We start from the raw sequence: 23211 nt of genomic DNA, 5'->3' as shown, positions 1-23211 counted from the left end.
GAAAAGATGGCCTACCGTGACGCAATTTTTCATCTGAGGATTTGAACTGATCACAGGAAGGTCACTAGGGTCAGGCCCAACCTCCGCTCGGGTGATCACTCATCGGGAGAGACGGCGGAGGGGCCAGAAGGAGCTTTTCACCCGTGGCGTCCCACCGTCGTCCCAAGCAGCCGAGCCGCGCACGTGTGACCGTGCTGACCACAGCCGCCGCCGCTGCCGTCGCCTTCAGCTCGCAGGCCGCCAACGCGGCCCCCAGCGAGAAGCCGAGCAAGGACGAGGTCAAGACCAAGGTCGACAAGCTCTACGAAGAGGCCGAGCAGGCCACCGAGAAGTACAACGGTGCCAAGGAGAAGCAGGAGAAGCTCCAGAAGGAGATCTCCACCATCCAGGACAACGTGGCCCGCGGCCAGGAGGAGCTGAACGAGCTCCGCGACAGTCTGGGTCTCGCCGCCGCCTCCCAGTACCGCACCGGCTCCATCGACCCCTCGGTCCAGCTGTTCCTCTCGGCCAACCCCGAGGACTACCTCGACAAGGCCTCCACGCTCGACCAGTTGAGCAGCCAGCAGGTCGAGGCGCTGAAGAAGGTCCAGGAGAAGCAGCGCGAACTCGCCCAGGAGCGCGCCGAGGCCTCCGAGAAGCTCAAGGACCTCGCCTCCACCCGGACCGAACTGGGCAACAAGAAGAAGGAAGTCCAGGGCAAGCTCGCCTCCGCGCAGAAGCTGCTCAACAGCCTCACCGCCGCCGAGAAGGCCGAACTCGCCGCCGAGCAGAACCGCGCCAGCCGGGCCAGCGAGCGCGACGCCCTCGACGTCGACGTCCCGCCCGGCTCGGGCCGCGCCGCCGCCGCCTTCGCCTTCGCCCAGAGCCAGCTCGGCAAGCCCTACGTCTACGGCGCCACCGGCATGAGCTCCTTCGACTGCTCCGGCCTCACCTCCCGGGCCTACGCCTCCGCCGGCATCCAGATCCCGCGCACCTCCGAGGCGCAGTCCCAGATCGGCACCAAGATCTACTCGACCAGCCAGCTCAAGGTCGGCGACCTGGTCTTCTTCTTCAACGACCTGCACCACGTCGGCCTCTACGCCGGAAACGGGCAGATCATCCACGCCCCGCGCACCGGCACGGTCGTCCGCTACGAGTCGATGAGCACGATCGGCGGTCCGTTCATGTTCGGCGTCCGCGTCTGACCCCGTTCCTCGCAGCTCGCGACACCGTCCCGAGGTCCCTTCCGCGCCTTCAAGATCAGGACACCGTGTCCGCCGTTCGGGCGATTCATGACCGCCCGAGTGAGCCCACGCCCCGCCATTGACCTGCGTCAGCGGCGGGGCGCAGTGCCGGACACCCACGGACGGTCGTTGGCGGCCCCCTGCGACGGGGCTACTGTCTGCCGCGTTCCAAGTCCGTCAGCGGAAGGAGAGCGGCTTCCCGTGGGGTCCCATCGCCGCCTTGCACCGTCCGGGTTCGACCGGGGCGCCGGTGCCGCCGTCAGCATCCTGTCCGTCGCGGCCGCCGCCCTGGGCACGGTACCCGCGGGCGCCGCGCCGCACGACGACACCCGGGCCACGGTGGACCGGCTCTACGCGCAGGCCGAGAAGGCGACCGAGGCGTACAACGAGGCCGACGAGCGCGCCGACGTGCTGCGCGAGGAGGCCGGCACCGCCCGGGACCGCGTCGCCCGCCAGCAGCAGCGGGTCAACAACCTGCGTGAGTCCCTCGGTTCGCTCGCCGGCGCCCAGTACCGCTCGGGCGGCATCGACCCGTCGCTCGCCCTGCTGCTCTCCGACGACCCGGACGACTACCTCGACCACGCGTCCCGGCTCGACCGCCTCACCACCCGCCAGGCCGGTGAGCTGAGGAAGCTCCAGGACGCCCTGCGCGACCTCGCCCAGGAGCGCGAGGAGGCCGCCGCCAAGCTCCGCGAACTGGAGAAGAGCCGCACGTCCGTCGCCGCCCACAAGAAGACCGTGGAGCGCAGACTCGCCGCGGCCAGGCGACTGCTCAACTCCCTGCCGGACGCCGAGCGAGACGCCTACGCCCGTGCCTCCCGCTCCGGCCGCCCGGGCATGTCAGGCCTCGGCGGCACCGGCGCCGCCTCCGAACGTGGGTCCGCCGCCGTCGCCGCCGCCCGCAGCGCGCTCGGCAAGCCCTACGTCTGGGGCGCCAACGGGCCCACCGGCTTCGACTGTTCGGGCCTGATGCAGTGGTCGTACGCGCAGGCGGGGGTCGCCCTGCCGCGCACCTCCCAGGGTCAGCGGTACGCCGGCCGGCAGGTCCCGCTGTCCGAGGCGCGCCCCGGAGACCTGGTCCTCTACCGGGGCGACGCCAGCCACGTCGGGATGTACATGGGCGACGGCCAGGTCATCCACGCGCCCTATCCCGGCGCGCCGGTGCGCTACGACCCGGTCGGGATGATGCCCGTCTCCTCGGTCACCAGGGTCTGACCGGCGCGGCCCGGCGCCCGTACGATCGGGACGTGGCTGGTCGAAGGTCGGGGCGTGCGCTGGTGGCGCTCGTCGTGCTGCTCGCCTTCCTGGCCGGGTGCGGCGGGCGGTCCACGGCCGACAGCGCCACCGCCGACGTCCAGCGCCTGCTGGACCGCAGGGCCGCCGCGGTCCTGGACCGCGACGAGCGGTCCTATGAACGGACGGGCGGGGGGACGGACTTCGCCAGGCTGCGTGCGGTTCCGGTGGCCGCGTGGTCGTACCGGGTGACCGCCGTGCACCGCACCGGCGACACGGCCACCGCCGACGCCGAACTGCGGTACCGCGTGGCGGGGTACGACCGGGCGCCGGTGGTGGCGGGGCGCACCCTCCGGCTGGCCCGGGACCCGGACGGGCGGTGGTTCGTCGACGCCGACCGGCCGGCGAGAAAGGCCGCACAGCAGCTGTGGGACCAGGGAGCGGTGCAACCGGTCCGGGGCCGGCACAGTCTCGTGCTCGGCGTCGGGCAGTCCGGGCGGGCGCTGCGGCACTTCGCGGACCTGGCCGACCGCGCCGTACCGGCCGTGTCGGACGCCTGGGGCACGGGCTGGAGCCGGCGGGTCGTCGTGCTGGTGCCGAAGTCGGTGGAAGGGATGGCGGGGCTGCTCGGTTCACCCGCCTCCTCCTACCGCGGCATCGCGGCGGTCACCACCGGCGAGACGGGGGCTCCGGCCCGGGCGCCGGCGGACCGGATCATCGTCAACCCGGACGCGTTCGCGCTCCTCGGCGGTCTCGGCGAGCAGGTCGTCGTCACCCACGAGACCACCCATGTCGCCACCCGCGCCCGGACCACGGCCGCCACGCCGCTGTGGCTGTCGGAGGGGTACGCCGACTGGGTCGGCTACCGCGCCGCCGGCCGCACCCCCGCCGAGGCCGCGCCGGAACTGACCCGGGCCGTCCGCGAGGACCGGATCCCCGCCGCGCTCCCCGGCGACGAGGACTTCGGCTTCACCGGCGACGCCGGCCGACTGGCCCGCTCCTACGAGAGCGGCTGGACGGCGTGCCGGCTGATCGCCGACCGCTGGGGCGAGGCCCGGCTGGGCGCGTTCTACCGGGCCGTCGGGGAGCACCGGCAGCGGGCCGGGGCGGTGGAGGACGCGATGCGGAAGGTCCTGGGGACCACGCCCGAGGCCTTCACGGAGGACTGGCGGGCGTATCTGCGGGACCAGCTGGGCTGACCCGGAGTCCGCGGCACCGGCTGGACTGGCCCTAGACCGCGGGACCATCTGGGCAGACCCGGAGACCGCGGGAGTGGCTGGAGCGACCCGGAGACCGCGGGACCGGCTGGGCTGACCCGGAGACTGCGGGAGTGGCTGGAGCGCCCCGGAGACCGCGGGACCGGCTGGGCTGACCTGGAGTCCGCGGGACCAGCTGGGCTGACCTGGAGTCCGCGGGACCAGCTGGGCTGACCTGGAGTCTGCGGCACCGGCTGGACTGACCCGGAGACCGCGGCACCGGCTGGACTGAGCCGTAGACCGCGGGACCGGCTGGATGCTGATGGCGGGCCTGATCGCGCTCGGCGGTGTCTTCGAGGGCAGCGGAGGCGCCCCCGCGCTGCTGCGCGTCACCGCGCTCGGGACCGCGGTCCAGCTGGCGTTCGCGTACGGACTGACGGGGCTCGGACTGCCCGGCGTGTGCCTGGCGCTGGCGTCCGCGGCGGCGGTGCAGTGTGCCCTGGTGGGGCTGCTGTTTTGGCGGGTTCCGGCTCAGGAGGAGACGGGGGTCTCGTCCGTCCGGGTCGGCTGAGGGGGTACGGGTGCGGGCTGGGTGACGGGCGGTACGGTCTGCCGCCACAGGGTCCGGGCCGCGATCAGCGCGGCTGCCACCAGCAGACCGTTGCGCACGAACAGCAAGGTGATCCCGAGGCCGTTGCTGGCCACCACGTCGGCGAAGTAGAACGGGAACTCCAGCACCGTCACGAAGCACGCGACCAGCACCAGGGCGACCGGCAGCCGCATCCGGCTGCCGGGGAAGTACAGGCACACCGCCGCGAGCCCCACCAGCCACACCATGTACTGGGGGCTGATCACCCGGCTGGTGGTGGTGAACATCAGCACCGCCACGAAGGCCGCGTCGGCGAGCGTGTGCTCCTCGAAGCGCCGGGCCAGCAACCGCCACAGCACCAGCCAGCCGAAGGCCGCCCCCGTCAGGAACAGCGCGCCCGTGCTCACCTCGCTCACATACGGCCCGAGGAACTCGATCGAGCCGTAGTTCAGCCGCACCTCGCCCTGCCAGCCGAAGTGCCGGGCGACGTGGAAGACCAGCGCGCCCAGCGACTCCACCTCGGTGCCCCGGTCGCGCTGGAACGTCAGGAAGGCGAACGCGCCGGGCATGGCCAGGGCGAACGCGCCCGTCACGGCGATGCCGGTCACCAGGGCCGACACCCAGGCGCTGCGGCGGCGGGCGCCCAGGAGCAGCATCGCCGGCCAGACCTTCAGCAGCGCGCCGAAGGCGGCCAGGGCGCCCATGGTCCTCGGATGCCTGGCCCCCGCGAGCAGCGCGGCCACGGCCACCGCCGTGACCATCACGTCGTAGCGGGCGTACACCGTCGGGCCGAGCAGCGGCACGCCGATCACCCACACCCAGGCGCCGCGCAATGAACGGCCCGGGCGGCGTCCCGCGAAGGCCATGAGGGCCAGCACGGCCAGGTCGGTGACGCAGACCAGCACGAAGAAGGCCGTCGCGTAGTCGAGGAAGGGCAGCAGGCCGGGGGAGAGGATCGCCAGGGCGGCGGCGGGCGGGTACTGCCAGGTGACGTCGGCCAGCGGGAAGGTCCCGGTGCTCAGGACGCGGTACCAGCCCTGGTAGATCACCTGCACGTCACTGGTGACGTCGGGGCCCGGGAAGACGTACACCTTCAGGACGAACAGCAGCAGCAACAGCCTCGTGAGACACCAGACCACCGGCAGCCATGCCAGGGACCGCCTCGTGCCCGTCGTCTTCACGTGATCCCTGCCCGTTCGCGTGCCGTGTTGATGGGGCCATGATGGGCCCACCGGCTGTGAGCGTGCCACATGTGCTTGCGCACAGGGCGGTGAGGGCGGTTCGGTAGGGTCGGCGGCGTGCGCAAGACCCTGATCGTGACGAACGACTTTCCGCCCAGGCCCGGGGGCATCCAGGCGTTTCTGCACAACATGGCGCTGCGGCTGGACCCGCAGCAGCTGGTCGTCTACGCCTCGACCTGGAAGCGGACCCGCGAGGGCGTCGAGGCGACCCGCGCCTTCGACGCCGAGCAGCCCTTCACCGTCGTACGGGACCGTACGACCATGCTGCTGCCGACGCCCGGCGCCACCCGGCGGGCCGCCAACCTGCTGCGGGAGCACGGGTGCGAGTCGGTGTGGTTCGGGGCGGCGGCCCCGCTCGGCCTGATGGCCCCGGCGCTGCGCGCCGCGGGAGCCGAGCGGCTGGTCGCCACCACGCACGGCCACGAGGCCGGCTGGGCGCAGCTGCCCGCCGCCCGGCAGCTGCTGCGCCGGATCGGCGACGCCACGGACACGATCACCTACCTGGGCGAGTACACCCGCTCGCGCATCGCCTCCGCACTGACGCCCGAGGCGGCCGCCCGGATGGCGCAGCTGCCGCCCGGCGTCGACGAGAAGACCTTCCACCCCGGCTCGGGCGGCGACGAGGTCCGGGCACGACTCGGCCTGACGGACCGCCCGGTGGTGGTGTGCGTCTCCCGGCTGGTCCGGCGCAAGGGCCAGGACACCCTGATCCGGGCCATGCCCCGCATCCTGGCCGCCGAGCCCGACACCGTCCTGCTGATCGTCGGCGGCGGCCCCTACGAGCGGGACCTGCGGCGGCTCGCCCACGAGACCGGCGTCGCCTCCGCCGTCCGCTTCACCGGTGCCGTGCCCTGGTCCGAGCTGCCCGCCCACTACGGCGCCGGCGACGTCTTCGCGATGCCCTGCCGCACCCGCCGCGGCGGCCTCGACGTCGAGGGGCTCGGCATCGTCTACCTGGAGGCCTCCGCGACGGGCCTGCCGGTCGTGGCAGGCGACTCGGGCGGCGCCCCGGACGCGGTCCTCGACGGCGAGACGGGCTGGGTGGTGCGAGGCGGTTCCCCGGAAGAGGCCGCCGACCGCATCACCACCCTCCTCGCCGACCCGGAGCTGCGCCGCAGCATGGGCGAGCGGGGCAGGGAATGGGTCGAGGAGAAGTGGCGCTGGGACCTGCTCGCGGAGCACCTCAAAGACTTGCTGTAGAGCAATCGCTCCGTAAGGGGCGCGGGGCTGTATCGATGTGCGGCTCCGCCGCGTGGGCGCGAGAAACCACGAACAACCCGCACCCGCCCACAAGGATCAAGCCGCACCCCACTAGGCGGAACCGTATATTCCGCCGATGCTGCGCGCATGACAGTAAATCTGATGCAGCGTCAGCTGACAAGACGTCAAATCCTCGGCATGGCCGCATTGCAAACCGCAGCCGCCCTCGGCTTCACCCGCATAGGCCTCCAAAGCGCCCGAGCCGCCCAGCCCGACGCAGCCGACACCGCCCCGGCGATCGTCGTCGGCTCCGGCTACGGCGGAGCGGTCGCCGCCCTCCGCCTCGCCCAGGCCGGCATCCGCACGATCGTCCTGGAGATGGGCCGCCTGTGGAACACCGCGGGCCCCGACGGCAAGGTCTTCTGCACCACCAGCGCCCCCGACCACCGCTCCATGTGGTTCCGCACCCGCACCGAGGCCCCCCTCGGCACCTTCCTCTGGCTGGACGTCGTCAACCGGGACATCGGCCGCTACCCGGGCGTCCTCGACCGCGTGCACTTCGACCAGATGTCCGTGTACGTCGGCCGGGGCGTCGGCGGCGGCTCCCTGGTCAACGGGAGCATGGCGGTCACCCCGCCCCGGTCCTACTTCGCCGAGCAGTTCCCCACCGTCGACGCCGACGAGATGTACGGCACGTACTTCCCGCGCGCCCGCGCCGCCCTCGGTGTGAACACCGTCGACCCGGCGTGGTTCGAGTCGACGGAGTGGTACCGCTTCACCCGCGTCTCCCGCAAGCACGCCGAGAAGACCGGCCTGCGGACCACCTTCGTGCCGAGCGTCTACGACTTCGGCCACATGGAGCGCGAGGCGGCCGGCACCGCCCCGAAGTCCGCGCTCGGCGGAGAGGTCATCTACGGCAACAACCACGGCAAGCGCAGCCTCGACAAGACGTACCTCGCCGCCGCCCTCGGCACCGGCAACGTCACGGTCCACACCCTGGAGAAGGTGCGCGCGATCAGCCGCGCTCCGGACGGGACATGGGTCCTGACCGCCGACCGCATCGACGAGACCGGCAAGACCGTCGCGACCAGGGAGTACGGCTGCAGGTACCTCTTCCTCGGCGGCGGCAGCCTCGGCACCACCGAACTGCTGCTGCGCGCCCGGGAGACGGGCACGCTCCCCGGCCTCGGCGCCGATGTCGGCGCCGGCTGGGGCACCAACGGCAACGTGATGCTGGGCCGGGCCAACCACGTGTGGGACACCGTCGGGGCGAACCAGTCGACCATGCCGGTCATGGGCATCGACGACTGGGCGAACGCCGCCAACCCGGTGTTCGCCGAGATAGCCCCCCTGCCGACGGGCCTGGAGCACTGGGTGAGCCTCTACCTGGCGATCACCAGGAACCCGGAACGGGCGTCCTTCTCCTACGACACCGGCTCGGACCGGCTGCGGCTCGGCTGGACGGCCGCCCACAGCGCGGTCTCCGTCGCCATGGCCAGGAAGCTCTTCGACCGCATCAACGCGGCCAACGCGACGATCTACCGGTACGACCTGTTCGGCTCGAAGAACAAGGTCTTCGCCGACGACTTCACCTACCACCCGCTCGGCGGCTGCGTACTGGGCAGGGCGACCGACGACTACGGGCGGGTCAGGGGATACCCCCGGCTGTACGTCACCGACGGCTCGCTCGTGCCCGGGTCGCTCGGGGTCAACCCGTTCGTGACCATCACCGCGCTCGCCGAACGCACGATGGCGCGGGTCCTCGCCGAGGACACCGCGCCATAGGCGACCGGGAGGTCACTTCGCGTAGATCGCCTCGATCTCGTGCGCGTAGTCCTTCGCCACCACGTTGCGCTTCAGCTTCAGCGACGGCGTCAGGTGGCCCGACTCCTCCGTGAACTGGGAGTTCAGAATGCGGAACTTCCGCACCGATTCCGCCTTCGACACCGCGGCGTTGCCGTCGTCGATCGCCGCCTGGATCGCGGCCAGCAGGTCCGGGTCCTCGCTCAGCGACGCCGCGGTGGCACCGGCCGGCTTGCCGTGGTCGGAGCACCAACGGCCCAGGAACTCCTCGTCGATGGTGATCAGCGCGCCCACGAACGGCCGCCCGTCGCCCACCACCATGCACTCCGCGACCAGCGCGTGCGCCCGGATGCGGTCCTCGATCACGGCCGGGGCGACGTTCTTGCCGCCCGCGGTGACGATGATCTCCTTCTTGCGGCCGGTGATCCTGAGGTAGCCGTCCTCGTCGAGGGTGCCGATGTCACCGGTGTGGAACCAGCCGTCGGCCAGCGCCTCGGCGGTCGCCCCGGGGTTGTTCCAGTACTCCTTGAACAGGTGCTCGCCGTGCAGCAGCACCTCGCCGTCGTCGGCGATGCGCACCACCGAGCCGGGCAGCGGCTGGCCGACCGTGCCGATCTTCTGCCGGTCCCAGGGGTTGAACGCGGTGGCCGCACAGGACTCGGTCAGGCCGTAGCCCTCCAGCACCGTGAAGCCGATGCCGCGGAAGAAGTGGCCGAGGCGCTCGCCGAGCGGGGCGCCGCCGGAGATGGCGAACTCGCCCCGGCCGCCGAGGACCGCGCGGAGCTTGCTGTAGACGAGCTTGTCGAACGTCTTGTACTTGATCTTCAGTCCGAGCGACGGGCCCGAGGGGGTGTCCAGCGCCTTGCTGTACGCGATGGCGGTGTCGGCCGCCTTGTCGAAGATCTTGCCCTTGCCGTCGGCCTGGGCCTTGGCGCGTGCCGAGTTGTAGACCTTCTCGAAGACGCGCGGCACACCGAGGATCAGCGTCGGACGGAACGCGGCCAGCTCGTCGGTGAGGTCCTTGATGTCCGGGACCGTGCCCAGCTTGATCGGCGCCATCATGGGCGCGATCTGCACCAGCCTGCCGAAGACGTGCGCGAGCGGCAGGAAGAGCAGCACCGAGCACTCGCCCGTGCGGAACAGCGGACGCAGCCGCTCCACGATGTTGCCGCACTCGGCGAAGAAGCTGCGGTGGGTGAGCACACAGCCCTTGGGGCGGCCGGTGGTGCCGGAGGTGTAGACGATGGTCGCCGGGTCGTCGGCCTTGGCGAACGAGCCGCGCTCCTCGACCGTCTCGTCGGTGACGTCCTGGCCGAGCCGGCCCAGCTCGTCGATACCGCCGCCGTCGATCTGCCACACGTGCTTGAGCGCCGGGAGCCGGTCGCGCACCGACTCGATCGCGGCCGCGTGGGCCTCCGACTCCACGACACAGGCGGTCGCCCCCGAGTCGCCGAGGATCCACTGCACCTGCTCCGCCGAACTGGTCTCGTACACCGGCACGGTCACCGCGCCCGCGCTCCAGATCGCGAAGTCCAGCAGCGTCCACTCGTACCGGGTGCGGGACATCAGGCCCACCCGGTCGCCCGGCTGGACACCGGCGGCGATCAGCCCCTTCGCCGCCGTGTGCACCTCGGCGAGGAACGTGGTGGCCGTGACGTCCTGCCAGCTGCCGCCGACCTTGCGGGCGATGACGGCGACGTCCGGGTGCTGCGCGGCGTTTCTGCGGACGATGTCGGTCAGATTCCCGTCCGCAGGGACCTCGTACAAAGCCGGAAGGCTGAACTCGCGCAAGACTGCTGCTCCTCATAGGGCGCCGGCGCCACGACGGTGTGTGCTGCGACGGTGCGGTCCAAGGCTCGGGGAAGTGCTCGCGCATTCACTTGTTGAAATGCAGAGCACGACTGGACTGGCCGGACGTTACCCGCCGGTATGGCTTCTACGACAGGGGGGCCTGTCGAGATGTTCGCTGCGTCACACAGTTGGGTATTCCTTTGCGCACAGTAGTCCACCTGCTAACTGACTGGCCAGTAACCGCAGGTAGGACCGCCACTGTTCACAACCGCAGCGCGCGACCTACGCTTGATCGTCATGGCACCCACACCAGCCGGAAACCACCGGACGCGCGTCCACGTCGTGAGCGACGTGCACGGCAACGCCCGCGACCTGGCCAGGGCGGGCGAGGGCGCCGACGCCCTGATCTGCCTGGGCGACCTCGTCCTCTTCCTCGACTACGCCGACCACTCGCGCGGTATCTTCCCCGACCTGTTCGGCGTCGAGAACGCCGACCGCATCGTCGCGCTGCGCACCGCCCGCCGCTTCGAGGAGGCCCGGGTGTTCGGGGCCGAGCTGTGGGCCGGCCTCCAGGGGGACCGCGCCACCGTGATCGAGAAGGCGGTGCGCAAGCAGTACGCCGAACTGTTCGCCGCTTTCCCCACTCCTACGTACGCCACCTACGGCAACGTCGACATGCCGCCCCTGTGGCGCGAGTACGCGGGCCCCGGCACGACCGTCCTCGACGGTGAGCGCGTCGAGATCGGCGGCCGGGTCTTCGGCTTCGTCGGCGGCGGCCTGCGCACGCCGATGCGGACGCCGTACGAGATCAGCGACGAGGAGTACGCGGCGAAGATCGAGGCCGTGGGCGAGGTCGACGTGCTCTGCACCCACATCCCGCCCGAGGTCCCCGAGCTGGTCTACGACACCGTCGCTCGCCGCTTCGAACGGGGCAGCCGGGCCCTGCTGGACGCCATCCGCCGCACGCGGCCCCGCTACTCCCTCTTCGGGCACGTCCACCAGCCGCTGGTGAGGAGGATGCGGATCGGGGCCACCGAGTGCGTGAACGTGGGGCACTTCGCGGGCAACGGGACGCCGTGGGCCCTGGAGTGGTGAGGACGCCTCAGGTCGGGTGAGATCCGCGGGTCCCGTGCGCGGTAGCCTTCACGCTGCACACTCGTGCGCACGACCTCATAACGGCCCGCATCTGGAGGAGCCACGGCGATGGCGGAACACACCAGCTCGAGCATCACCATCGAGGCGGCCCCGGCCGACGTCATGGCGGTCATCGCCGATTTCGCCCGCTACCCGGACTGGACCGGCGAGGTGAAGGAGGCGGAGGTCCTCAAGACCGACGCCCAGGGCCGCGCCGAGCAGGTCCGCCTCGTCATGGACGCGGGCGCGATCAAGGACGACCAGGTCCTCGGATACACCTGGACCGGCGAGAACGAGGTGTCCTGGACGCTGGTGAAGTCCCAGATGCTGCGTTCCCTGGACGGCTCGTACATCCTCAAGCCGTCCGGCACGGGCGGCACGGAGGTCACCTACCTGCTCACGGTGGACGTCAAGATCCCCATGCTCGGCATGATCAAGCGCAAGGCGGAGAAGGTCATCATCGACCGGGCGCTGGCGGGGCTGAAGAAGAGGGTCGAAGCGGCCTGATCGCATCGCGCCGCTGGGGCACCCGTGCATGGTTCGGTGTGGGTGCACCGTGGTCGCTCGCGCAGTTCCCCGCGCCCCTTTGGGGCGTCTGGGTTAGCGTTCATCCCCATGCGCACCATCCTGATCATGGGCCCCGGCGGCAGCGGGCGCACCACAGTCGCCGCTGCCACCGCGCTCACCGCCGCCCGCGAGGGCACCCGCACCCTCCTCCTCGGCTCCGACCGCACGGACACCCTTGGTGCCGCACTCGGCGTCCCGACCGGCTCGGCCCCGATCGAAGCCGCCCCGCACCTCACCGTCTGGCGCCCCGACGCCGCCCAGGACTTCCGCAGGGACCTGGTCGCCCTGCAGGACCGCGCCTCCTCCGCCCTGGACCTCCTCGGCGCCTCCCGCCTCGACCCCGACGAACTCACCCCCTTGCCCGGGGCCGAGGAACTCACCTGGCTGCGTGCCCTGCGCGACGCCGCCCTGTCGGAGAAGTACGACACCCTCGTCGTCGACCTCCCCCCGGCCCCGCAGGCCCTCGCCCTGCTCGCCCTGCCCGAGGAGCTCCGCCGCTACCTGCGCCGCCTCCTCCCGCCCGAGCGGCAGGCCGCCCGCGCCCTGCGCCCCGTCCTGGGCCGCCTCGCCGGCGTCCCCATGCCCGCCGAGTGGCTCTACGAGACGGCGGCCCGCCAGGACCTGGAACTCGCCGCCGTGGAAGCGGTCGTCGCCGATCCCGGCACCGTCGTGCGCCTGGTCGCCGAGCCCGGCCCGGCCGGTGCCGAGGCGCTGCGCACCGCCCGCCTCGGACTCGCCCTGCGCGGTCTGCGCACCGACGTCGTGGTCGCCAACCGCGTGCTGCCCGAGGCGTCCCCGGACACCTGGCTCGCCGGGCCGGTCGCCCAGCAGCGCAAGACGCTGGAGGAGTGGCGGGAGACCTACGACGTCCGCACCGTCGCCCACCTCGGGCGCGAACCGCGCGGCACCGACGACCTCACCGCCCTCGCCGTGCCCGGCACCGGGCAGGCGGTCCCCGCCGCCGACTGGCCCGTGACCGACCGGCTCGGCGAGGACGGCGTGCTCGTCTGGCGGATCCCGCTGCCCGGCGCCATACGCGAGGAACTCGACCTCGTCCGGCGCGGCGACGAACTCGTCGTCACGGCGGGGCGGTTCCGCCGGATCGTCCCGCTGCCCTCCGTGCTGCGCCGCTGCACCGTCGACGGGGCCGCCCTGCGTGAGGGCGAGCTGCGGATCCGCTTCGCGCCCGACCCGAAGCTGTGGCCGCGGAGCCGGTGAGACAGCGGTGCCGAACGGGGAGGAACAGTGGCCGGCACGGCCCGTGAACCCGGTACGGCCGTTCGGGTAACGTCGTAGGGACGAACCGTAGTCAGGAGTCCGTGATGAGCGAAGACCTCCCTCCGTCCGGCGCCGCCCGGGAAGGGGCCGCGGACGACGATCGGGCGACCGACGCCGACGCCTGGGCGACCGCGTGCGCCGAGGACCTCCAGGCGGAGAAGGCCCGCCGCCGCGCCGAGTACGGCACGCCCCCCGGCTCCGCGGCCGAGGAACTGAAGAAGCTCGTGGACGCCGTCGCCGAGAAGCTGTCCGGGGCCCAGTCCCCGCTGCTCGGCGCCGTCGCCGGACCCGCCGCCCAGCAGGCCGTGCGACAGGTCGTGCAGCAGGCCAAGGACGCCGTGGAGCCCGTCATCGAGCGCAATCCGGACGTCTTCGGCCACCTGGCCGCGGCCGGGAACGAACTGCTCGCCGCCTACCGCTCCGCCGTCCAGGCCCAGGAACGCCGCTGGACCGGCCGCGACGAACGGCACGACCCCCGTGACGGGAGCGAACGCCGGGACGGCGGTGACGACGCCGGCCCCGGGCAGCGCATCGACCTGGACTGAGTCCCCGGCCCCGGCCGGAAGGCGGCCCCGGCACGGCCTCCCGGGGTGCCCAGCGTGCGGACGACGACGAACCCGGCGGCATGCCTCGGGTACCGTTGGCCGTAGCGGGGCTCGACCGAAACTGAGGGATTCATGGGACTCACCATCGGCGTCGACATCGGCGGCACGAAGATCGCGGCCGGCGTGGTCGATGAGGACGGCAACATCCTCTCGACCCACAAGGTGCCGACCCCGGACACGGCTGAGGGCATCGTGGACGCCATCGCTTCGGCGGTGGACGGCGCACGCGTCGGTCACGACATCGTCGGCGTGGGCATCGGTGCCGCCGGCTACGTGAACCGGCAGCGCTCCGAGGTCTACTTCGCGCCCAACATCCACTGGCGCAACGAGCCGCTCAAGGACAAGGTCGAGGCCCGCGTGGGGCTTCCGGTGGTCGTGGAGAACGACGCGAACGCCGCGGCGTGGGGCGAGTACAAGTTCGGTGCCGGAAAGGGCCACCGCAACGTCATCTGCATCACCCTCGGCACCGGCCTCGGCGGCGGCATCATCATCGGCAACAAGCTGCGCCGCGGGCACTTCGGCGTGGCCGCCGAGTTCGGCCACATCCGCATGGTGCCGGACGGCCTGCTGTGCGGCTGCGGCTCGCAGGGCTGCTGGGAGCAGTACGCCTCCGGCCGCGCCCTCGTCCGGTACGCCAAGCAGCGCGCCAACGCCACCCCCGAGAACGCCGAGACCCTGCTCGGCCTCGGCAACGGCACGCCCGACGGCATCGAGGGCAAGCACATCTCGATGGCCGCCCGTCAGGGCGACCGGGTGGCCGTCGACTCCTACCGCGAACTGGCCCGCTGGGTCGGCGCGGGCCTCGCCGACCTGGCCTCCCTCTTCGACCCCTCCGCGTTCATCGTCGGCGGCGGCCTCTCCGACGAGGGCGAACTGGTCCTGGGCCCGATCCGCAAGTCGTACAAGCGCTGGCTGGTCGGCGGCAACTGGCGTCCGGTGGCCGAGGTCCGCGCGGCGGAACTGGGCAACAAGGCGGGCCTGGTGGGCGCGGCGGACCTGGCGAGGGAACCCGACCCGATCATGTGAACGCCCTGAGGTTCCTGTCCCCGGGGGCGCGGGGAACTGCGCGACGAGCCACGAACAACCGGCACTCGCGCACGTACCTCGCGCCCCGAGCCATGGGGCGTAGATTGATCACATGCCGCTGCTCCCCAACTCCCGTACGGAACCGGACGGTTCCGCGGTCATCAGGGTCCTCAGCTACAACATCCGCTCCATGCGCGACGACACCGACGCCCTGGCCCGCGTCATCAGGGCGTGCGAGCCCGACCTCGTCCTCATCCAGGAAGCCCCCCGCTTCTTCCGCTGGCGCAAGAAACTCGCCCGCCTGGCCCTCGCCTCCGACCTGGTGATCGTCACCGGCGGCGCCACCACCACCGGTCCGGCCATCCTCAGCTCGCTCCGGGCGAGCGTCGAACGCACCGAGGACATCCTCCTGCCCCCCACCCCCGGCCTGCACCGCCGCGGCTTCGCCACCGCGGTCGTCCGCATCGCCGGCGCCCGCCTCGGCGTCCTCAGCTGCCACCTGTCCTTGCAGAAGGACGAGCGCTACGAGCAGTCCGGCATGCTCCTGGACCGGCTCGCCGGCCTGGAAGTGGAACACGCGATCGCCGGCGGCGACCTCAACGAGCGCCCCGACGGCCCGGCCTTCCGCCGGCTGGCCGAAGGTCTCACCGACTGCCGTGCGGCGGCCCCCTGGGGCGGCGAGCACACCTGGACGCCCGGCGACCCCTACCAGCGCATCGACGCGATCTTCGCGACGAAGGGCATCGAGGTGCTGGGCTGCGGTGTGCCAACCGGGCAGCCGGGGGTGTCCGAAGCAGACCTGAGGGCCGCCACGGACCACCTTCCGGTCCTGGCCGCCCTCAGGGTCCCGCCCTCCTAGACGACCGCGCCCCGCCCGGGGTCGTCGTCCTCCTCGTCGTCCGTGCGCATCCGCATCACCAGCGTCGCGAACCCGCCGAGGAACCCGCCGATCCCCAGCGTGGCCAGCCACCAGGTCATGTCCCAGCCGAACAGCACGGCCAGCAGGAGCAGCACCGGCCCGCCGAGCACGCCGAGCCAGGCGAACTTGGCGGTGGGGTCGGCGGTGGGCAGCGGGGGCGGCTCCGGGGGCACGAAGTGGCCTTCGTCGTCCTCGTCGAAGTCGTCCTCGGCGGGCTCGGGCGTGGTGTAGTCACGCGGGCCGACGCCGGGCGCGAAGGAGACCGAGCCGCCCAGGGGCTTCACGGGCTCGTCCCCGGGCCCGGACCCCTCGGCCTGTTCCGACTCGACCGGCTTCACGACGTCCCCGGACTTCACGGCCGTGTCACCCCGGTCGCCGTCCAGTACGGCGTCGTTGGTCCCGGTCGCAGGCAGGGCCAGGTCCTCGATGGGCTTGAACGGCTTGGCGCCCGGCGGGTCCGGCGGCTCGTCGCCGTACCCGGCGACGATCGCCGCCCAGGCGGCCTCCTCGTCGAAGGGCACGCCCTTGTCGTCCGGCTCCCGGCCCTCGCGGTCGGAGTCGTGCTCAGCCACCTGCGGTCGTCCCTTCCTTGCCGAGCCCGGGCTCCTTGCCGAGGCCGGACGCGATGCGGCCGATGAACGCGAGGCTCTCCTCGTGAATCAGGTCCGCGTCATGGTCCAACGTGGCGACGTGGTAGCTCTGTTCCAGGACGACCTCTTTCACGTCCGTCGACGAGATGCGGCTGAGGACCCGGGCGGAGTCGGCGGGCGGCACCACGTGGTCCTGGGGGCTGTGCAGCAGCAGCACCGGCTGGGTGACCTGCGGCAGCTCGCCGTCGACGATCCGGAAGAACTGCCGCAGCGAGTGCGCCGCGTGCAGCGGCACCCGGTCGTAGCCGAGCTCCCTGCCGTCCGGCTTGGCGATGTCGCTGGCGATGCCCTTCGTCGCGGGGACGAGGTGGCGCACCACCGGAAGGGCGTGCGCGGCCAGGCCGTGCACCTTGTTCGCGGGGTTGACGACCATGACACCGCGGACGGCGTCGCCGTGTTTCGCGGCCAGCCGCAGGGCCAGCGCGCCACCCATCGACAGACCGGCCACGAAGACCGTCTCGCGGCGCTCGCACAGCAGGCGCAGCTGCCGGTCCACCTCCGCGTACCAGTCCTGCCAGCCGGTGATCCGCAGGTCCTCCCAGCGCGTGCCGTGCCCGGGCAGCAACGGCAGGGAGACGGTCATGCCGTGCTCGGCGAGGTGCTCCGCCCAGGGGCGCAGCGACTGCGGTGATCCGGTGAAGCCGTGGCAGAGAAGGACGGCTACCTCTCCGCCCTCGTGGTGAAACGGCTCGGCTCCGGCAAGGACCGGCACCTTCGGCCTCCTGGTCGTGAGAAGGGACTGGCACGATCACGGAATGTCACGGAACGTCATGGAAGGGGTCGCACGGCGTTCGCGGGACCTTCACCGTACGCGACCGCACTGACACCGACCAGGGCCGTCGGCTCCTTTGACAGCGCTCCGGGTTAAGGTCTGATCGACACATACAGGAGGCACTCGGTTGTTGTACGGCGCGATGAAGGTCACCATCGGGGGTCCGCTGAAGCTCGCCTTCAGACCCTGGGTGGAGGGCCTGGAGAACGTACCCGCCGAGGGCGCTGCGATCCTGGCGAGCAATCACCTGTCGTTCTCCGACTCGTTCTTCCTGCCCGCCGTCCTCGACCGCAAGGTCACCTTCATCGCGAAGGCCGAGTACTTCACCACGCCCGGCGTGAAGGGACGGCTCACGGCCGCCTTCTTCAAGGGGGTCGGGCAGCTCCCCGTGGACCGCTCCGGTGCGCGCGGCGCGGGCGAGGCCGCCATCAAGAGCGGCATAGAGGTGCTGGAGCGCGGTGAGCTGTTCGGGATCTACCCGGAGGGCACGCGCTCGCCCGACGGACGGCTCTACCGGGGCAAGCCGGGCGGCCTCGCGCGCGTGGCGCTCGCCACCGGCGCGCCCGTGATCCCCGTGGCCATGATCGACACGGAGAAGATCCAGCCGCCCGGGAAGGTCGTGCCGAAGCTGATGCGGCCCGGCATCCGGATCGGCAAGCCCCTGGACTTCAGCCGCTACCAGGGCATGGAGCACGACCGGTTCGTGCTGCGCGCGGTGACCGACGAGGTCATGTACGAGATCATGAACCTCTCCGGCCAGGAGTACGTCGACATGTACGCCACGGCCATGAAGCGGCAGCTCACGGAAGCGGCGAAGGCGGAGAAGGAGGCCGAGAAGGCGGCCAGGGCCGCTCTCGCCCGTGCGGAGAAGGAACAGGCCGAGAAGGAGAAGGCCGAGCGGGAACAGGCCGCGCAGCAGCAGGCCGGCCGGCAGAAGCAGGCGGAACAGCAGACGGAACAGCGGCCCGAGCGGCGGCGGACCGAGCCCTAGCGGGGGCTCGGATCGGGGGGCGGGGGAGATGGCCGAGCGCGAGCGCGTCATGAGGATGTCGGTCGAGCAGCCGCTGTGGCGTGCGCTCACCGGCTACCGGGTGCTCACGATGCTGTACGCGGTCGGCCTGTTCGCCACCGCCTACGAGGACTTCCCCCGCCCCTGGATCGCCGTCGCCTACTACGTGGTGCTGTGCGGCTGGACCCTGGCCACCCTGCCCCGGGTCGCGAACGCGGCCCGCTGCACCAAGCGGTTCCTCGCCGCCGACCTCACCATCGCCCTCACCGGCATCCTGCTCACGCCCGTCGCCGACGCGCACGAGCGGGTGCAGTCGGGCGGCCCGACCCTGCCGTCGATATGGACCGCCGGTGCCGTTCTGGCCTTCGCGATCAAGGGCGGCTGGCGCTGGGCGGCCCTCGCCTCCGGCCTGGTGGCCGTCGCCAACCTGGTCGAGCGCGGCAGCCCGGCCCGCGACACCGTCCACAACGTCATCCTGGTCTGCATCGCCTCCGTCGCCATCGGCTACGTCGTCGAGGTGGCCCGCGCCTCCGAGCGCACCCTCGCCCGCGCCCTGGAGATCGAGGCCGCCACCCGCGAGCGCGAGCGTCTGGCCCGGGACATCCACGACAGCGTGCTTCAGGTGCTGGCGATGGTGCAGCGCCGCGGGGCCGTGATCGGGGGAGAGGCGGCCGAGCTGGGCCGGATGGCGGGTGAGCAGGAGGTCGCGCTGCGCACCCTGGTCTCCGGTGGCCTCGTGCCCGTCTCCCGGGTGTCGGAGGACACCGCACAGGGAGCGGTCGTACGGGCCGTCGACGAGGAGCCGGAGGAGAAGAGCGGACCCGTCGACCTGCGCGCCCTGCTCGCGCCGTACGCGGCCGCCAGGGTCAGTCTCGCCGAGCCCGGGGCGCCCGTGCCGCTGGCGCCGGTCGCGGCCCGGGAGGTGGCCGCCGCCGTCGGAGCCGCCCTGGACAACGTCCGCCGGCACGCCGGTCAGGACGCACGCGCGTGGATCCTGGTCGAGGACGAGCCGGACGAGGTGATCGTCACCGTACGCGACGACGGGCCGGGCATCCCGGAGGGACGGCTCGACCAGGCCGAGGGCGAGGGCCGGCTCGGAGTCGCCCTGTCGATCCGCGGCCGGCTGCGCGACCTCGGCGGCAGCGCGGAGCTGATCTCGGTGCCGGGTCAGGGCACGGAGGTCGAGCTGAAGGTACCGAAGGACGTGACGGACACACGGGGGAAGGCGGAGCAGCGATGACGGACACCACCGAGGGCCGGCGGGACCCGATCAAGGTCATGGTCGTCGACGATCACCCCATGTGGCGTGACGCCGTTGCCCGCGACCTGGCCGAGTCCGGCTTCGATGTGGTCGCCACCGCGGGCGACGGCGAGCAGGCCGTCCGCCGCGCCAAGGCCACCGCACCCGACGTCCTCGTGCTCGACCTGAATCTGCCGGCCAAGCCCGGTGTGCAGGTCTGCAAGGAGGTCGTCGCCGCGAACCCGGCGCTGCGGGTGCTCGTGCTGTCCGCGAGCGGCGAGCACGCCGACGTCCTGGAGGCCGTGAAGTCCGGTGCGACCGGCTATCTGCTGAAGTCCGCCTCCACCGCGGAACTGCAGGACGCGGTCCGCCGCACGGCCCTCGGCGACCCCGTCTTCACCCCCGGCCTGGCCGGACTGGTCCTCGGCGAGTACCGCCGACTGGCCTCCGAACCCGCCCCCGCCGCCGACACCGACGAACCCAGGGCGCCCCGGCTCACCGACCGCGAGACCGAGGTGCTGCGCCTGGTCGCCAAGGGCCTGAGCTACAAGCAGATCGCCGAACGTCTGGTCATCTCCCACCGCACGGTGCAGAACCACGTCCAGAACACCCTCGGCAAGCTCCAGCTGCACAACCGTGTGGAGCTCGTCAGGTACGCCATCGAGCGCGGCCTCGACGACGAGTGAGGCGCACGTCACACTGACCCTTCGTCAGGTACCTGCGGCGAAGGGACTGTTCCATGCGCGTCGGAGTACTGACCGGAGGCGGCGACTGCCCCGGACTCAACGCCGTCATCCGGGCCGTCGTCCGCAAGGGCGTGCAGGAGTACGGCTATGACTTCACCGGCTTCCGGGACGGCTGGCGAGGACCGATGGAAGGCGACACCGTCCGTCTCGACATCCCCGCGGTGCGGGGCATCCTGCCCCGCGGCGGCACGATCCTCGGCTCCTCGCGGACCAACCCGCTGAAGGTGGAGAACGGCATCCGCCGGATCGAGGAGACCCTCGCCGCACTGGAGGTGGAGGCGCTCATCGCGATCGGCGGCGAGGACACCCTGGGCGTGGCCGCCCGCCTGTCGGACGAGCACGGCGTGCCCTGCGTGGGCGTTCCCAAGACCATCGACAACGACCTGTCCGCCACCGACTACACCTTCGGCTTCGACACCGCCGTCGGCATCGCGACCGAGGCCATCGACCGGCTCCACACCACTGCCGAGTCCCACATGCGGGTCCTGGTCGTCGAGGTGATGGGCCGGCACGCCGGCTGGATCGCCCTCCACTCCGGCCTGGCCGGCGGCGCCAACGTCATCCTCATCCCCGAGCAGCGCTTCGACGTCGAGCAGGTGTGCACCTGGGTGACCTCCCGCTTCCGGGCGTCGTACGCGCCGATCGTGGTGGTCGCCGAGGGGGCGATGCCGAGGGACGGCGACATGGTCCTCAAGGACCAGTCCCTCGACTCCTTCGGGCACGTCCGGCTCTCCGGGGTCGGGGAGTGGCTCGCCAAGGAGATTGAGAAGCGCACCGGGAAGGAGGCCCGTACGACGGTCCTGGGCCACGTCCAGCGCGGCGGCACCCCCAGTGCCTTCGACCGCTGGCTCGCCACCCGCTTCGGTCTGCACGCCATCGACTGCGTCCGCGACCGCGACTTCGGCCGGATGGTCGCCCTGCGCGGCACCGACATCGTCCGCGTCCCCCTCGCGGACGCCACCGCCCGCCTGAAGACGGTCGACCCGGCGCTGTACGAGGAGGTCGGGGTGTTCTTCGGCTGACGGCCGGGCATCCGGTGCCGGTCGGGGCCGCGCGGCCCCGACCGGTCCGCACTACGCCGACGGCGCGTTCGCCCCCCGCAGCTGCCCCACCAGCTCCCGCACGATCGCGGCCCCGTTCAGCGTCAGCACCGACTCGGGATGGAACTGCACCCCGGCGAACCCGGGCGCGCGCAGGGCGTGCACCTCACCGTCGGCCGCGCGCGCGACCTGGACCCCGTGCGCCGCCAGCTCGGCCGCCGCCTCGTCGTCGCAGCGCGCCACGAAGCTGTTGTAGAACCCGACGGTCTCCCGCCGCCCGAACAGCTCGATCTCCGTCTGCGCCCCCTGGAACGGCACGTCCTTGCGCACGATGTCCAGTCCCAGCTCGGCCGCGATCAGCTCGTGCCCGAGGCAGACGCCCAGCACACCCTGCCGTTCGCCCCCGATCACCTCGGCGGTGAGGGAGCGCAGGAACCGCATCTTGGGATCCGCCAGGTCCGACGGGTTCCCCGGCCCGGGACCCAGCACCACCGGACCCTCGTGCCCGAGCACCGCCTCCCGCAGCCCCGGCTCGTCGTAGCGCCGCACGCTCACCTCCAGGCCACCGGCGCGCAGCAGGTGCGCGAGCATCGCCGTGAAGGTGTCCTCGCCGTCGACGACCAGGGCGTGCCCCGCCGGCTCCGGTGAGCGCTGCTGCATCCGCAGCCAGAACGGCGCGAGCGAGGCCCGGCGTCCGTCCAGCGCGGCCCGCACCCGGGGATCGTCGGCGAGGGACGGCCGGGTGCGCTCGGCACGCGGCCGGGACGGCCCGACTCCCAGGGCCGCCAGCACGCCCGCCGCCTTGGCGTGCGTCTCGGCCACCTCGCTCGCCGGGTCCGAGCCGCGCACGAGGGTCGCGCCGACCGGCACCCGCAGCAGCCCGCCCGCGTCGATGTCGGCGGTGCGGATCAGGATGGGGGAGTCCAGGGTCTGCACCCCGCCCGCGTCCCGGCCGATCAGGGCCAGGGCACCCGCGTAATACCCGCGCCCCCCGCTCTCGTGCCGCTCGATCACCCGGCAGGCGTTCTGCACCGGCGAGCCGGTGACGGTCGCCGCGAACATGGTCTCCCTCAGCACCTCCCGCACGTCCAGCGTGGACCTGCCGCGCAGCTCGTACTCGGTGTGCGCGAGGTGCGCCATCTCCTTCAGCCGGGGCCCGACGACCACGCCGCCCATGTCGCCGACGGTGCACATCATCTTGAGCTCCTCGTCGACGACCATCGACAGCTCCTCGATCTCCTTGCCGTCGGCGAGGAAGTCCAGCAGATGCTCCGGCGTCGGCCCCTCGGCGGGGTAGCGGTAGGTGCCGCTGATCGGGTTCATCACGACCGTGCCGCCGGACATCCGCACGTGCACCTCGGGGCTGGCCCCGACCAGCGTGCGGTCCCCGGTGTGCACGACGAACGTCCAGTACGCCCCGCGCTCGCCCTCCAGCAGCCGCCGGAACAGCGCCAGCGCGTCGGCCCGGCCGAAACCGGGGATCTCACCCTCGTAGGTCCGCCGGATCACGAAGTTCGCGCCCTCGCCCCGGCCGATCTCCTCGCGCAGCACGCGTCCGACGATCTCGCCGTACTCCTCGTCGGTGACGTCGAAGCCGCCGCCCTCGACGCGCACGCCGTGCGCCGGGAGCTGTCCCAGCGCGTCGACGAGCGGGACGCTGTACGACTCCTCGGGGGTGAGTGCCAGCAGGGGCGTGCCGTCGTCGCGGACGTCGAAGCCGCGCTCGCGGATCTGCCGGAAGGGCACCAGCGCGAGGCTCCGGCCGGGGAGGTCGGCGAGCCGGTCGTACGGGGCGACCGGGCCGATCAGGACCTCGACCAGATCGTGGTCGTGGCCCGGGGTGCGGCGGCGCAGCAGGGCGAACGGACGGGAGTCGTCCGGCAAGCCGAGCAGGTTCATGGTCCGTGCTCCATCTCGGTGAGTCTCGGTGAGAGAGAGGAACGGACCCC

Annotated in this window: 20 protein-coding genes and 1 pseudogene; 16 read left to right on the top strand and 5 right to left on the bottom strand. The window is 72.1% G+C overall.

What is annotated here, in order from left to right; genetic code table 11:
* Window positions 1-143: 143 nt before the first annotated feature.
* The 4 genes and pseudogenes from AB0F04_RS09190 to AB0F04_RS09175 form a co-directional block, all read left to right on the top strand.
* Entirely contained in the window at window positions 144-1184 is a 1041-nt protein-coding gene (locus AB0F04_RS09190; protein WP_362039410.1) for an NlpC/P60 family protein, read from the top strand.
* Between the two features lie 240 nt (window positions 1185-1424).
* A complete protein-coding gene (locus AB0F04_RS09185) occupies window positions 1425-2438 on the top strand; it encodes an NlpC/P60 family protein (protein WP_362039407.1) in 1014 nt (337 codons plus the stop codon).
* 32 nt (window positions 2439-2470) lie between these two features.
* Window positions 2471-3655, top strand: a complete 1185-nt coding sequence (locus AB0F04_RS09180; protein ID WP_362039406.1) for a hypothetical protein — start codon at window positions 2471-2473, stop codon at window positions 3653-3655.
* A 313-nt stretch (window positions 3656-3968) separates the two neighbouring features.
* Window positions 3969-4223: pseudogene (locus AB0F04_RS09175) on the top strand (MATE family efflux transporter); the annotation flags it as partial.
* Here the strand turns inward: AB0F04_RS09175 and AB0F04_RS09170 are convergent.
* The gene (locus AB0F04_RS09170) at window positions 4184-5422 is read right to left on the bottom strand and encodes a glycosyltransferase family 87 protein (RefSeq protein WP_362039405.1); all 1239 of its coding nucleotides are present in this window, start codon (window positions 5420-5422) and stop codon (window positions 4184-4186) included. The pseudogene AB0F04_RS09175 and the gene AB0F04_RS09170 overlap by 40 nt on opposite strands.
* Before the next feature lie 117 nt (window positions 5423-5539).
* On the opposite strand from AB0F04_RS09170, the gene AB0F04_RS09165 reads away from it, so the two are divergent.
* Window positions 5540-6682 (top strand): glycosyltransferase family 4 protein, encoded by a 1143-nt coding sequence (locus AB0F04_RS09165; protein WP_362039404.1) that lies wholly within the window; start codon window positions 5540-5542, stop codon window positions 6680-6682.
* Between the two features lie 198 nt (window positions 6683-6880).
* Window positions 6881-8467, top strand: a complete 1587-nt coding sequence (locus AB0F04_RS09160) for a GMC oxidoreductase (RefSeq protein ID WP_362039402.1) — start codon at window positions 6881-6883, stop codon at window positions 8465-8467.
* Window positions 8468-8479: 12 nt separating this feature from the next.
* Here the strand turns inward: AB0F04_RS09160 and AB0F04_RS09155 are convergent, their stop codons facing one another.
* On the bottom strand, window positions 8480-10276 hold the full coding sequence (locus AB0F04_RS09155) for an AMP-dependent synthetase/ligase (RefSeq protein ID WP_362039401.1): 1797 nt from the start codon (window positions 10274-10276) through the stop codon (window positions 8480-8482).
* A 297-nt stretch (window positions 10277-10573) separates the two neighbouring features.
* On the opposite strand from AB0F04_RS09155, the gene AB0F04_RS09150 reads away from it, so the two are divergent.
* The 6 genes from AB0F04_RS09150 (at window position 10574) to AB0F04_RS09125 (ending at window position 15745) form a co-directional block, all read left to right on the top strand.
* Window positions 10574-11371, top strand: a complete 798-nt coding sequence (locus tag AB0F04_RS09150; RefSeq protein ID WP_362039400.1) for a metallophosphoesterase — start codon at window positions 10574-10576, stop codon at window positions 11369-11371.
* Between the two features lie 108 nt (window positions 11372-11479).
* On the top strand, window positions 11480-11917 hold the full coding sequence (locus AB0F04_RS09145; protein ID WP_362039398.1) for an SRPBCC family protein: 438 nt from the start codon (window positions 11480-11482) through the stop codon (window positions 11915-11917).
* Between the two features lie 108 nt (window positions 11918-12025).
* The gene (locus AB0F04_RS09140; RefSeq protein WP_362039396.1) at window positions 12026-13195 is read left to right on the top strand and encodes an ArsA-related P-loop ATPase; all 1170 of its coding nucleotides are present in this window, start codon (window positions 12026-12028) and stop codon (window positions 13193-13195) included.
* 104 nt (window positions 13196-13299) lie between these two features.
* Window positions 13300-13800, top strand: coding sequence for a DUF5304 domain-containing protein (locus AB0F04_RS09135; RefSeq protein WP_362039395.1), 501 nt, complete (start codon window positions 13300-13302; stop codon window positions 13798-13800).
* Between the two features lie 132 nt (window positions 13801-13932).
* Window positions 13933-14886: an ROK family glucokinase gene (locus tag AB0F04_RS09130; protein ID WP_362039392.1), complete on the top strand. Its 954-nt coding sequence runs from the start codon at window positions 13933-13935 to the stop codon at window positions 14884-14886.
* Window positions 14887-14998: 112 nt separating this feature from the next.
* Window positions 14999-15745, top strand: coding sequence for an endonuclease/exonuclease/phosphatase family protein (locus tag AB0F04_RS09125; RefSeq protein WP_362039390.1), 747 nt, complete (start codon window positions 14999-15001; stop codon window positions 15743-15745).
* Here the strand turns inward: AB0F04_RS09125 and AB0F04_RS09120 are convergent.
* Together AB0F04_RS09120 and AB0F04_RS09115 are read right to left on the bottom strand one after the other, a co-directional pair.
* Window positions 15742-16377 (bottom strand): hypothetical protein, encoded by a 636-nt coding sequence (locus tag AB0F04_RS09120; RefSeq protein ID WP_362039389.1) that lies wholly within the window; start codon window positions 16375-16377, stop codon window positions 15742-15744. The genes AB0F04_RS09125 and AB0F04_RS09120 overlap by 4 nt on opposite strands.
* On the bottom strand, window positions 16370-17167 hold the full coding sequence (locus AB0F04_RS09115; protein ID WP_362039387.1) for an alpha/beta fold hydrolase: 798 nt from the start codon (window positions 17165-17167) through the stop codon (window positions 16370-16372). The genes AB0F04_RS09120 and AB0F04_RS09115 overlap by 8 nt, the downstream gene beginning before the upstream one ends.
* A gap of 202 nt (window positions 17168-17369) precedes the next feature.
* On the opposite strand from AB0F04_RS09115, the gene AB0F04_RS09110 reads away from it, so the two are divergent.
* The 4 genes from AB0F04_RS09110 to AB0F04_RS09095 are packed head-to-tail and all read left to right on the top strand — an operon-like array spanning window position 17370 to window position 21244.
* Window positions 17370-18218 (top strand): lysophospholipid acyltransferase family protein, encoded by an 849-nt coding sequence (locus AB0F04_RS09110; protein ID WP_362039384.1) that lies wholly within the window; start codon window positions 17370-17372, stop codon window positions 18216-18218.
* A 28-nt stretch (window positions 18219-18246) separates the two neighbouring features.
* Complete coding sequence (locus tag AB0F04_RS09105; RefSeq protein WP_362039382.1) at window positions 18247-19476, top strand: DUF5931 domain-containing protein; 1230 nt, start codon at window positions 18247-18249, stop codon at window positions 19474-19476.
* Window positions 19473-20162, top strand: coding sequence for a response regulator transcription factor (locus AB0F04_RS09100; protein ID WP_362039381.1), 690 nt, complete (start codon window positions 19473-19475; stop codon window positions 20160-20162). The genes AB0F04_RS09105 and AB0F04_RS09100 overlap by 4 nt, the downstream gene beginning before the upstream one ends.
* A gap of 53 nt (window positions 20163-20215) precedes the next feature.
* On the top strand, window positions 20216-21244 hold the full coding sequence (locus AB0F04_RS09095) for a 6-phosphofructokinase (RefSeq protein WP_362039379.1): 1029 nt from the start codon (window positions 20216-20218) through the stop codon (window positions 21242-21244).
* Window positions 21245-21295: 51 nt separating this feature from the next.
* Here the strand turns inward: AB0F04_RS09095 and AB0F04_RS09090 are convergent, their stop codons facing one another.
* On the bottom strand, window positions 21296-23161 hold the full coding sequence (locus tag AB0F04_RS09090; protein WP_362039377.1) for an anthranilate synthase family protein: 1866 nt from the start codon (window positions 23159-23161) through the stop codon (window positions 21296-21298).
* Window positions 23162-23211: the final 50 nt, after the last annotated feature.

Source organism: Streptomyces sp. NPDC029041 (assembly GCF_040637515.1).
Taxonomy (GTDB): Bacteria; Actinomycetota; Actinomycetes; order Streptomycetales; family Streptomycetaceae; genus Streptomyces.
Note: the sequence above shows the minus strand (reverse complement) of the source record. Positions and strands in the feature narration are given on the sequence as shown.